Below are 11546 nucleotides of genomic sequence, written 5' to 3'. Positions count from 1 at the left end.
GCCCTCGACAGAGACCCCCCAGGCATCCGACTGGGGGGGGCGTCCTGTGTGTCTGGACGTCTCTTTGAGCTCGACCTCGTGCAGACGGCCGCCACGATCTTCTTGCCGAAGGGGGTCAGTTTCATGGCCCGTCCACGTACCGCACGTTCAAACAGCGTCTTTCCGAGGTCACGTTCAAGGTGATTGATCTGAATCACCAGGGCTGACGGGTGGATACTCAGGGCCTTGGCCGCCTCACCGATCGTGGGGTAGAACGACGCGGCCGCGAAGCGTTCGAGCCGCTGCGAGGCAAAGGTGCCGGTGAGGGCCTTGCGCAGGCCCGGTCCCCACCAGGACCGGGCCTTCGTCATGCAGGCGCGGGTCGACTATGCCGCGGCCGCACTACTGGAAACCGCCGCCTTTTTGGGCCGGCCGAGTACGAGCGTCTTCTCGCGATCCAGTCCCATGTTGTAGTCACCCACGATGGCCTGTGCCATCGGCATCGACCGGGATGATGAGCCACCACCGCTCTTGGTCATTCGCACCGAGTTCTGCTTCCAGATCGCCGGAGCGCCGCCCTTCTTCAGAACCTTGATCAGCCGAGCATCGTCAGCTAGCTCCCAGTTCCCCGGCACGTCCAGCACCATGGCGACACCCCTCAGGACCAGGTTGTCCCAGGTGCTCGCGTCCCGACCCCAGGCCGCGCTTACCAGTGTCAGCACCCGCTTGACCATTCCCGGCGTCTTGCCCATCGCCAGCAGGGCCTGGACAGCACCGACACGGTTTGCACTCGGGCTGGCGGCTACCTGAAGGTCCTCGCCGAGAGCTTGTACCTCGTTGTTGACGCGGATCGCGATGGGGTCGCCTGCCGTGAGCGAGACCCGGAAGTTGTCGAACGGCTTCACCGGTTTGCGGTGCTTGTTTGCAGCAAGGAAGAGCTTCGCCTCCTGCTGGATGGTGAGTCCCTCGTAGACCATCGCGTCGCGGTGGAAGTCCGGTCCCTCCTTGATGACGCAGGCCTGGTTGCTGTGCTGACCGTCGATGATCACCATCTCGCCGTTGGCTCGCTTCGAGACCAGTGCCGGCAGGAGCATCTCCACGTCCCAGTTCTCGGCGATCTTCCCGGTCCAAGCGGTGTTCTCATCGCGCTGCATGTACAGACGATTGGTGTCCATCGCCGGATCGACAGTGAGCGAGCCCACCCTCACCGACTCGTAGTGCTTATCCATTCTTCCCCCACTTCGGTAGTTCGGTAGCGGCCGCCCAGTACCGATCACAGCCGAGCCTACGTCACTTTACCGACCTGAGTAAATTTCTATGGCCAAAATATTCAGCGAGGTCCTATGATTCACGCAGGTCGGATCGCCTCGATTGCGGTGCCAGTTCTCGACCTCGTGCGGACGGCCGCCACGACCTTCTTGCCGAAGGGTGTCAGTTTCATGGCCCGGCCACGTTCCGCACGTTTCAACAGCCTCTTCCCGAGGTCACGTTCAAGGCGATTGATCTGAATCGCCAGGGCCGACGAGTGGATGCTCAGGGCCTTGGCTGCCTCACCGATCGTGGGGTAGGACGACGCGGCCGCGAAGCGTTCGAGCCGCTGCCAGGCGAAGGCACTGGTGAGGGCCTTGCGTAGAAGTGCGGGGGTGCTGGCTGTCTGTGAGGTCACCTTCAGGGCGGTCTTGTGGCTTCCGCCACCGCGGGGGCGAAGAGGGATCTTGTGGATGTGTGCCCAGCGGGCCATGTTCGCGGTGCTCATGCCGGTCTCGCGGGCGAGGTCGGGAAGGGTGCGCCGGCGGACGACGTATTGCTCGATGAGCCAGGCCCGTTCGATGGTTCCGCGACGCTTGTAGTCCTGGGGTCCGTCACGGATCGGGATGCCGTACTCGCGGGCGAGGGCTGACAGAGTCTGGCGGGAGAAGCCGGTGTGTTCGGCGATCTGCTGAAGCGAGCGGTGTTCATCCAGGTAGAGGCTGGTGAAGGTCTCCTTTGGCACTTCCTGACTTGCTTTGAAACGGATGAGGCCGGTCGCCTTGGCGATGGTCTCGGTCGGTGGGAGAGCCGGGGCGGGTTGTTCATCCAGCACGAGGCGGATGACCTCGATGTTGGTGCCGAAGGTCTCGGCCGCATGCCGGACCGGGCTCTTGTGCTGCCGGACGAACTGGTGCAACTGAGCAACATCGATGCCGTCCAGATCAGGTCCCGGCAGAGCGAGTCCGCTCAGCAAGGTCAGGGGCGGCTGCCAGGTCACCGGCTCGTCGTGAATGCCGTGGGCGGCGAGGAAGGTGCGGGCTTCCTCAGCCAACGCCTGGGCCAAATCTGGGGTTTGGATGGTGGCGAAGCGGGCTGCCTCGGCCCTGAACCGTGCCTCGTTGATGCTGGAGTGATCGGGGGCGGATTCGGCGGGAAGGCCACTGATTCGCTGGAACAGCTGGCAGCGGACGACGCGCTCGCGGAGTCCGTTTCCGGGCAGTGCGCCGGTGCGGCGGCAGATGTCCCGCCAATGCTCGTGCGGCAGCAACTGGGAGTAGTCCAGACGGCGCCGCCGCTGGTAGTCGATGGGAACCTCGGTCGCATCGAGGTGATCAGAGAGTCGGACCAGTGCGGCAACGGAGTCCGACCAATGCGGCTGGTCGTCCAGCATCTGAAGGATGCGGGAAATACCGATGCTGTCGGTGACCGAACCGAGATGCTCAGCGGCATCCTCCAGGCGGACCTTGCTGTCGACGACCAGCAGGGCGGCGGCCAGGACCGGAGCAAGGATGCGGGGGTAGACGCCGTCGGGAGGGGTGAGCCGAACCGTCCAGGACGGCCAGAACATGCTGGGAACCTTCCATGCCCGATCTTCGATCTCCCGGACCGTCCTCTTCGGGAACCGGGGCATGGCGGTGGGGGTGCAGTAGCGGAGATGTTCGCTGGGTCGGAGCGAGGGGGCGAGGGCGGCAAGATTCACCGCGCCCAGGACGGGACTCAGGCCACGTCCCCAGCTGTCGATGCTGGTGGCGCTGATTTGCCATAGCTCCTCACGCATCGCCTCCAGCAGGCCACGCAACTCGGTCCCCGCCCGGTGGACATCGGATTGTCCGAGAACACGCAGGGCGATACTCACCGCGACGGCCGTACTCACGGCCCGCGGTGGGGCCATGAAGCCGGGCCGTTCGACCGCTCTCCGGGCGAGTGGGGAGCCGGGATCGACGGTGTAGTAGTGCTCGGCGATGTCCGCCGGCACCAGGCTCCTGATGTCGTGTGCGGGCAGGTCTGCCAACACTCGCCCGCCGATCGCCCGGACGTCGGCCAATGCTGCCCGGGACGGCTGCGGGTCGAGTGCGTAGGCACCGAAGTCTGCGATGTCCGTCTCAATGACGTTCATCAGCATCTCCTGGGCCCCGAGCACGGGATGCGCCGCAGGCAGTCGGAGCGTACGGGTCTGCGAAAGATCGAAGCCGCAGCCACCGGATACGAGGCTGTCGTCATTGGCAGCTGGATTGCCGCAGACTCCCAAGTGGGGAACCACCCGCCCGGAACGAGGCCGCTGACGAGGGATGCGCTCGCACTGAGGGCAGCAGTCCGCCAATAGACAGCCATGGCGAGGACAGGCGAAAGCCCAGCCCAGACGCCAGAACAACTGCCAGCGGCCGCCGGTCTCCCGCAGGCAGTCGGGGCAGAACCGCGAGCCACTGCCGCGGCCCCAGAGGACACGGCGGTTCACGTACCGCCGCTCGAAATTGATACTCACGGCCCGTGAGTCGAAGTGGGCGAGCGTCATGCCCCTGACGATCTGCTCGTCCAGCCCGCTCGCGCGCGTGATGGCCGCGATCTGATGCTCGTTGAGCAGAATCGTCCAGTCCGAAGGAATGCCCCGCAGGTGATTCCCCGACCGGTCCCTGACCGGAAGTCCCAGATGCCGCAGCACCTCGCCGAGCTGGGCATCCAGTCTCCCGGCCAACGCCTCCAACCAGGAATCGAGCGCCTCGCCTGCCAGGGGCGGCATCCGAATCGGCAGGGTCCGGACGCTGTCGGTCATGCCGCCGGCCGACGCCGAGATCGCGGACGGCTCGTCAGCTGCCGTTTCTCCAGAGCCGCTTCGAGCTCCTTGCGGGCCACCTCGGATGCCTCATCGTTCTTCACCCCGTCGAGCAAATCGCGGCTGAGGCGTTCGGCACCGTTGCGGACCGCCCGCTGGCAGCCCCGGTTGATCAGTGTCATAAGGGAGCCGATGTGACCGGTACTGCGGGCAAAAAGGTAGTCGGAGAGATCGTCCGCGAGCATCCCGGGATGCTTGTCGGCCAGGACGACGCGCTGTTCAAGGGCCAGCAGCATCTGCCGCCATTCCCGCCTGCCGGCCTCGGACTCGATCGTGAAAGGCCGCATGCCCAGCCGGGTGGTGCGACGCCCGGTCTGCGCCAGTGCCGTATCCCGTCTGCTGTCGCCCTCGCTGAACAGACCCTTCCCGGCGAGGCCCACGCCGATCATCACGAGCGTCACCGGGAACTCGTTGGCGATCCACTTGAGGTGGTTGCTGACCTCGATGCCGTTCTTCTGATTCCACTTCAGGAAGTGCAGGTCATCGAGCGCGAGGAGGCGGACCTCGCAGGACACCACGCAGTCCAGGGCCCGCTGGCCGAACTGGGCGGTGGTCCCGCGGTTGCGCCCGGGATGGCCGAAGAACTCCAGCAGGGACCGGTTGAGATCCTTCATCCCGGTGTTGCCGGTCAGCCCGACCCGGCAGACCGGCAGGCGCTCATTGCCCGCCGCGGTGAAGGCACCCCGCTCAGCGATCTCCCTCCGATGGAACTCGCCGAGGAAGGCCAGCACCGAGGTGGTCTTCCCCAGTCCGGGGAAAGCGTCGACCGCCACGGCGCCCTTCGCCTTGTCGCCGTCCTGCACGTTGCTGTCGACGATGTCCCACAAGTCGTCGTGCAGTTCCGCCAGCTGCGGCGTCTTGATCGGCCCCAGGTTGGCATGCCACTCCCGCAGCAGCCGATCACGCTCAACTCTCGCCTCCTCGCCCAGGGCCTTCACCTGACGGCGGGTCAGTTGTTCGGGCTGGATCCGGCGCGGAGTCTCGGCGAACGCCTTCCAGTCCTCCTTGCGCGACAGGGCAAGATTGCCCAGGCCCGGCGGGCTGGCCGTGCTCACACATCCTCCAGAGCGTCGGCGTAGAAGTCGTCCTCAGCGGCGAGATCTTCCAGATCTGCGTCGTCGTCATCGCCCATCTCGACGCTCTCCGACCGCGGTTCTTCCACCGGCTCCTCCGCGACTTCGGGCTGGCCGAGGGCTTTGCGTACGGACGGAAGGGAGACGACCGTCTCCTCCTCGGTCGGAGGAAGTTCGATGGCGGCCTGCTCACGCGAGAGCCGCAGGACCATGCGCCGCTCTGCGCGGGTGGTGCCTAGCCCGAGGTTCCACCGCTCCAACAGATCAGCGACGGCGAGTCGGTCATCGGGGAAGCGGTACTTCTCAGCGGCCAGCTGCCGGGCGAAGACCAGTGCGTCCTCGCTCAGCGGCATCCGCGCCGACGGCGCGTGTTCCCACGTCAGGGTGTGCCAGACGCGGGTCGAGGGGTTGCGGAAGTAGATCCGGGTGATGTCGTCCGGGTCCACCTGGAACGGCCAGCCGTTCTTCACCGGGCCGTCGTAGGGGCTGCGCAGACCCGCCTCCGGCAGGCCAGGACCGCTGTAGCGTCGGCGGCCGATCTCGACGCCGTAGTGCTGGACCGTGCGCCACTTCGTCTGCAGGAACTCGAAGGCAAGGTCCCGGTCACGGGGGACCTCGATGTAGCCGGACCGCGCCATGCCGTGCTCGAACATCTTCGCCGGAGACATCCGCAGCCCCGGCACCCCCGGATCGACCAGACCCGCGTGGGGCCGGCAGTGGTAGACCGTCGCCGTCCACTGCCGGACGATGGCCTCCAACTCGTCGAGGAAGAAGAACGCGTCGTCCTCCGGCCTCTCGCCCCGGGAATGGATGTCAGGGCCCTTGTAGCCCGGCAGTACCTGCAACAACCCCTCGCGCAGGGTGCGGAAATAGCGCTCAACCGGCCCTTTGTCACGTCCTGTTCGCAGCCGGGCAGGCTGGATCGAGATGCCCATCCGACGGCAGACGCTGGTCAGATGTTCCGAGACATAGACCTTGCCGTGATCGACGACCAGCGTCTCGGGAACCAACGGAGGAGACGCGAGCCCCGGGCCTTCGGCCCCGTCGACGTCGACCAGGACCGTGCGGGGAATCCCGTGCTCGGGCCAGACCGCGTGGCGCGGCCAGTCCCGCCCCGCAGGGCAGGGCCGGAACGACTGAAAAAGCACCGCGCTGACGTCCACCGCTTTCGTGGAGACCGGTGTGATCCGGATGCCGGTGATGCAGCGGGTGTACCAGTCCATCGCGACCGTCAGCTCGGCCTGCACCCACTTCAGTGTGAACGGATCGAACCCGAACACATCCAGCCGAGTGGAGTCCATCAGCAAGTACTCACCCGGCCGCGTCGGCCGCAGCTTCCCGTACGGACCCTCCGGACGCCCCGCGATATCCCGGTTCCGCTTCGTACTCAGCCGAAACAGCGGATGCCGCCGCTCCAACTCCTCCAACAACCGGAACGCCGTCGCCCGGCTCGGCATCTTCACCGCATCTGGTCCGAACCGCGCGATCACCCGGGCACGGGTCCGCTCGATCACCAACGTGCGCGACGGCTTCGACTGATCTGTGTGCTCGACCATCACTTCCAACGCGGTCTCCACCCACCGCTCATCGGCCGCGATCTCCGACCTCCTGGCCGGTCCCTTCTTGGGAGCAAGCCCAGCCTCTCCACGCTCCCGGAATTCGGCGATCCAGCGCTTCAAGGTGCGCAGGCCGATTCCAAGCTCGGCGATCTTCGACGCGTACCTGGCCTCCAACGGTCTCTCCGGCGAGTACTCGGAGCGAGGTTCGCCAGCACGCGCGAGTTCTGGGCTGCCGGACCGGTAGCCCGTCAACACCTCGCGGACATGCTCAGCCCGATCAAGGACCTTCCTCTTCTCTGCCTCGTCGAGCTGCCCAAGGACGACGGATGCGATCTCGCCCTCGTCGTCTGCCGACGGTCCCGGACCGTCGGGACTGATGGCGACGCGGTCTGAGAACAGCAGTTCCTTGAGCGACAGCCGCAGAAGTCGCCCGCGGGCGTCCTTCAGGACCACTTCGTTGCCCGCAGTGGTCGCGGCCATCTCCACTACCTCGACGGTCTCGCCGTCGTAGCAGAAACGCGTACCGACCCCGACCCGAGCCCCTGCTCTGCTCACACCGACCTCCTCAGAACATGCGAAGGGCTGAGTGGTAGATCGAGATCAGTAACGAGAGACTGCGTCCAAAGCAAATGATGGATGGCAGACCGCACTTGAGGCTCCGGGCGATCCGACAGACAGCACGTAGCCTGCCCCAAAGAGACACCATCGAGGTCAGCTCCCCGCAGCTCATCCAGAACCTTGGGGCTGAACAACCAGTCCCTTCGATAGCCCGCCAGGAACCGGATGTTCTCCAGCTCCACGGTCGGACGCTCGCTCCAGACTTCGTACTTCCATCCCCGCGACTCCACCGCCCGCCGAGTCCAGCCAAAGGTGAACTCCACCTCCGGCTTGGACAACCGGTGCAGCGGCTTGACGTCGACGACCACCGGGACCTGCCCGGTGAGCAGGAGATAGTCCGGGACGTGCTTCCGGACCTTCCCCTCCAGCACTGTCTTCAGCAAGAAGGGCTGGGCCACGATGCCGCGTACGGACCGATCGAAATCAGCGAAGAGCAACCGCGACAGCTCCAGTCGCGACTCGTAGATCACGTGATCGCGCATAGTCGCCGACCAGTACGTGCCCGAGTAGTGCTTCTGGCCCTTGTACCAACGGAACGTCCGCCAGGGCTGAGCCGACTGCAAGAGGCCGATGGGCGCCACGTCCCACTCTTCGTCCTCGGCGGGAGGGCCATCTGGCCGACGAACGCTCACCGTCACAGCCGCACTGTCCACCCCACACCCCCAGCCCACGGGCAATAGCCCACGTAGGCAAGGGTGTCAGCGCCGCGTCGTCGGGCGGAATGCTCCAGAGCCCCCGTCACTCGAAAAGGTGACGGCCTCGACCAGCAAGTCTCACGGAGACGGCATAAGTGCCGCCGATATGCCATCGGAGCTGAGATTGTGCCGCGAAATTTGAGACCCTACACGGGCGGACATCACGTCTGTGCCATGTCCACGAAGCGCGAGTAGTGGCCCTGGAAAGCGACCGTGATGGTGGCCGTCGGGCCGTTTCGGTGCTTGCCCACGATGATGTCCGCCTCGCCTGCGCGCGGTGACTCCTTCTCGTAGGCGTCCTCGCGGTGCAGCAGGATCACCATGTCCGCGTCCTGCTCGATGGATCCTGATTCACGCAGGTCGGAGACCATGGGCTTCTTGTCCGTGCGCTGTTCGGGGCCACGGTTCAGCTGGGACAGCGCGATGACCGGCAACTCCAGCTCCTTGGCCAGCAGTTTCAGGTTTCGCGACATGTCCGAGACTTCCTGCTGGCGGCTCTCGGAGCGCTTGCCGCCCGACTGCATCAGCTGCAGGTAGTCGATGATGACGAGCTTCAGGTCGGCGCGCTGCTTGAGGCGGCGGCACTTGGCCCGGATCTCCATCATCGACAGGTTCGGGGAGTCGTCGATGTAGAGGGGAGCGGCCGAGACGTCGGGCATCCGGCGCGCGAGCCGCGTCCAGTCCTCGTCGGTCATCGTGCCGGACCGCATGTGGTGCAGGGCCACGCGCGCCTCGGCGGACAGCAGACGCATGGCGATCTCGTTGCGGCCCATTTCGAGCGAGAAGATCACACTCGGCATGTTGTGCTTGATCGAGCAGGTCCGGGCGAAGTCCAGCGCGAGCGTCGACTTACCCATGGCGGGACGCGCCGCGATGATGATCATCTGCCCGGGGTGCAGCCCGTTCGTGAGCTGGTCGAGATCGGTGAAGCCGGTCGGCACACCGGTCATCTCGCCCGACCGCGAACCGATCGCCTCGATCTCGTCGAGCGCGCCCTCCATGATGTCGCCGAGCGGCAGATAGTCCTCGGTCGTGCGCTGCTCGGTGACCGCGTAGATCTCCGCCTGGGCGCTGTTGACGATCTCGTCCACGTCGCCGTCGGCCGCGTAACCCATTTGTGTGATGCGGGTGCCTGCCTCGACCAGGCGGCGCAGAACCGCCCGTTCATGGACGATCTCCGCGTAGTACTCGGCGTTGGCCGCGGTCGGGACCGTCTGGACCAGGGTGTGCAGATACGATGCGCCGCCGACCTTGGTGATCTCGCCGCGCTTGGTGAGCTCGGCGGCGACCGTGATCGGGTCGGCCGGCTCCCCCTTGGCGTAGAGGTCGAGGATCGCGCCGTAGACGGTCTCGTGGGCGGGCCGGTAGAAGTCGTGGCCCTTGAGCACCTCGACGACATCGGCGATGGCGTCCTTCGAGAGCAACATGCCGCCGAGGACGGACTGTTCCGCGTCGAGGTCCTGCGGCGGAACGCGTTCGAAGGACGAACCCGCGCTGTCCCAGGCACCGCTGTCCGAACCGCGGTCGTGCTGGTCCTCCCGGTTCCTCCCGCCACCGTCACGGCGCTGACGGGAGGCGGGCAGACGGTCACTGGGACCGCTGTCGGCCCAGGGGTCGTCCAAGGGCTCGGAAATACTCACCGGGCCACCTCCTCCCGTCCGCCGAGCGGACCTCGCCGTGCACTTCATTCCTACGGCACGACACTGACAAATCGACCACCCAACTCCGGTTCTCGCGCGTCGGTTTTGCGAGGTTTCCGAGGACGGAGGAGGGAGAGGGTGCCGCCCCACGTTAGGCCCGCGGGCACCGTCAGCCAATCTGGTTATCCACAGGCCATGTGGACGACGGCCCGGATGCTGTGGAGAACTCGGCAAAACCTGTGCACGAGCCGGTGGACAGTCCTGTGAACAAGCACTCAGCCCGTTTCGCGCACCGCCTTTGACCTGCACCTATCCCGTCCACCGGCTGTGCAGAAGAAAAACTTTCACACTCGGACCAAGATCGACGCGAATGGCCCGCCGCGGGGCGTCGCACGAGTTTGCCAGTAAGGGTCACTTGATAGTTGCATCTCTTACCTGTGGAAGATTAGATTGATGTGCATGACACAGGCTCCCGCGGCTTCCAAGGCCACCCGGCGTCGGCACGACCGAGAGATCGTCGCGCTGGCCGTTCCGGCCTTCGGCGCGCTCATCGCCGAGCCTCTTTTCCTCATGGCCGACACCGCCATCGTCGGCCACCTCGGCACAGCACAACTCGCCGGCCTCGGAGTCGCCTCCGCCCTCCTCGCCACCGCCGTCAGCATCTTCGTCTTCCTCGCGTACGCCACGACGGCCGCGGTCGCCCGCCGGGTCGGCGCCGGAGATCTCCAGGCCGCCATCCGACAGGGCATGGACGGCATCTGGCTCGCCCTGCTGCTCGGCGCCGGTGTCATCGCCGTCGTTCTGCCCACCGCACCCGCGCTGGTGGAACTCTTCGGCACCTCGGACACCGCGGCCCCCTACGCGATCACGTATCTGCGCATCTCGACGCTCGGCATCCCCGCCATGCTCGTCGTCCTCGCCGCCACCGGCGTTCTGCGTGGCCTGCAGGACACGAGGACACCGCTCTATGTGGCGATCGCAGGCTTCGTCGCCAACGCCGCCCTGAACGTGGGACTCGTCTACGGCGCGGATCTCGGCATCGCCGGCTCCGCCTGGGGCACCGTCATCGCCCAGCTCGGGATGGCCGCGGCCTATCTCTTCGTGGTGGTCCGCGGTGCGCGCAGACACGGAGCGTCCCTGCGGCCGGACGCCGCCGGGATACGCGCCTGTGCCCAGGCCGGTGCGCCGCTGCTCGTCCGTACCCTCTCGCTGCGCGCGATCCTGATGATCGCCACCGCCGTCGCAGCCCGCCTCGGAGACGCCGACATCGCGGCCCACCAGATCATTCTGTCCCTGTGGAGCCTGCTCGCCTTCGCGCTCGACGCCATCGCCATCGCGGGGCAGGCCATCATCGGGCGCTATCTCGGCGCGGGCGACACCCAGGGAGCCCGTGAGGCCTGCCGCCGCATGGTGGAGTGGGGCGTCGCCGTCGGTGTCGTACTCGGGGCTCTGGTGATCGCCGGACGCCCTCTCTTCCTGCCGCTGTTCACCAGCGACTCGGCCGTCCACGGCATCGCACTGCCCGCTCTGCTCCTGGTGGCGCTCTCCCAGCCGATCTGTGGCGTCGTCTACGTCCTGGACGGCGTACTCATGGGCGCGGGGGATGGCCCCTACCTCGCACGGGCCATGCTGCTCACCCTGGCGGTCTTCGCTCCGGTGGCGCTGCTCGTCCCTGCCTTCGGCGGCGGGCTCACCGCTGTCTGGGCCGCGATGACCCTCATGATGACCGTGCGCATGCTGACCCTGTGGCTGCGTACCCGCTCGGGGCGCTGGATCGTCACGGGCGCCACGCGCTGACGGTTTCCACGCGCTGACGGTTTCACGTGAAACGTCGCGCACCTCAGCACCTCAGCACCTCAGCACCTCAGCAGCTCTGTTTCACGTGAAACGGAGCTCGGAAT

Annotated in this window: 7 protein-coding genes and 1 pseudogene; 1 reads left to right on the top strand and 7 read right to left on the bottom strand. The window is 66.2% G+C overall.

Translation table 11 applies throughout. The features are described from left to right. Positions 1–161: 161 nt before the first annotated feature. The 7 genes and pseudogenes from ACLVWQ_RS31470 to dnaB all read right to left on the bottom strand — a co-directional run. Positions 162–350, bottom strand: a pseudogene (locus ACLVWQ_RS31470) (hypothetical protein); the annotation flags it as partial. Between the two features lie 15 nt (positions 351–365). Then, on the bottom strand, positions 366–1208 hold the full coding sequence (locus ACLVWQ_RS31465) for a DUF6551 family protein (protein WP_248844931.1): 843 nt from the start codon (positions 1206–1208) through the stop codon (positions 366–368). Between the two features lie 119 nt (positions 1209–1327). Further along, the gene (locus tag ACLVWQ_RS31460; protein WP_414112634.1) at positions 1328–4000 is read right to left on the bottom strand and encodes a TniQ family protein; all 2673 of its coding nucleotides are present in this window, start codon (positions 3998–4000) and stop codon (positions 1328–1330) included. Further along, on the bottom strand, positions 3997–5115 hold the full coding sequence (locus ACLVWQ_RS31455; RefSeq protein WP_003949416.1) for an ATP-binding protein: 1119 nt from the start codon (positions 5113–5115) through the stop codon (positions 3997–3999). Before ACLVWQ_RS31455 ends, ACLVWQ_RS31460 begins: the two co-directional genes overlap by 4 nt. Beyond that, entirely contained in the window at positions 5112–7247 is a 2136-nt protein-coding gene (locus tag ACLVWQ_RS31450) for a transposase (RefSeq protein ID WP_414112633.1), read from the bottom strand. Before ACLVWQ_RS31450 ends, ACLVWQ_RS31455 begins: the two co-directional genes overlap by 4 nt. Next, positions 7244–7942 carry a TnsA-like heteromeric transposase endonuclease subunit gene (locus ACLVWQ_RS31445; protein WP_414112823.1) on the bottom strand — a complete coding sequence of 233 codons (699 nt, stop codon included), beginning with the start codon at positions 7940–7942 and terminating at the stop codon, positions 7244–7246. Before ACLVWQ_RS31445 ends, ACLVWQ_RS31450 begins: the two co-directional genes overlap by 4 nt. A gap of 224 nt (positions 7943–8166) precedes the next feature. Then, entirely contained in the window at positions 8167–9645 is a 1479-nt protein-coding gene (gene dnaB, locus ACLVWQ_RS31440; RefSeq protein WP_414112632.1) for a replicative DNA helicase, read from the bottom strand. 459 nt (positions 9646–10104) lie between these two features. Here dnaB and ACLVWQ_RS31435 point away from each other — a divergent pair, with 459 nt between their 5' ends. Continuing rightward, positions 10105–11442, top strand: a complete 1338-nt coding sequence (locus ACLVWQ_RS31435) for an MATE family efflux transporter (protein WP_414112631.1) — start codon at positions 10105–10107, stop codon at positions 11440–11442. The last annotated feature ends 104 nt before the right edge of the window (positions 11443–11546 follow it).

This window comes from Streptomyces sp. CWNU-52B (genome assembly GCF_047444975.1).
Taxonomy (GTDB): domain Bacteria; phylum Actinomycetota; class Actinomycetes; order Streptomycetales; family Streptomycetaceae; genus Streptomyces.
The sequence above is the reverse complement of the archived record's forward strand: the minus strand, read 5'-3'. Positions and strand labels throughout refer to the sequence as shown.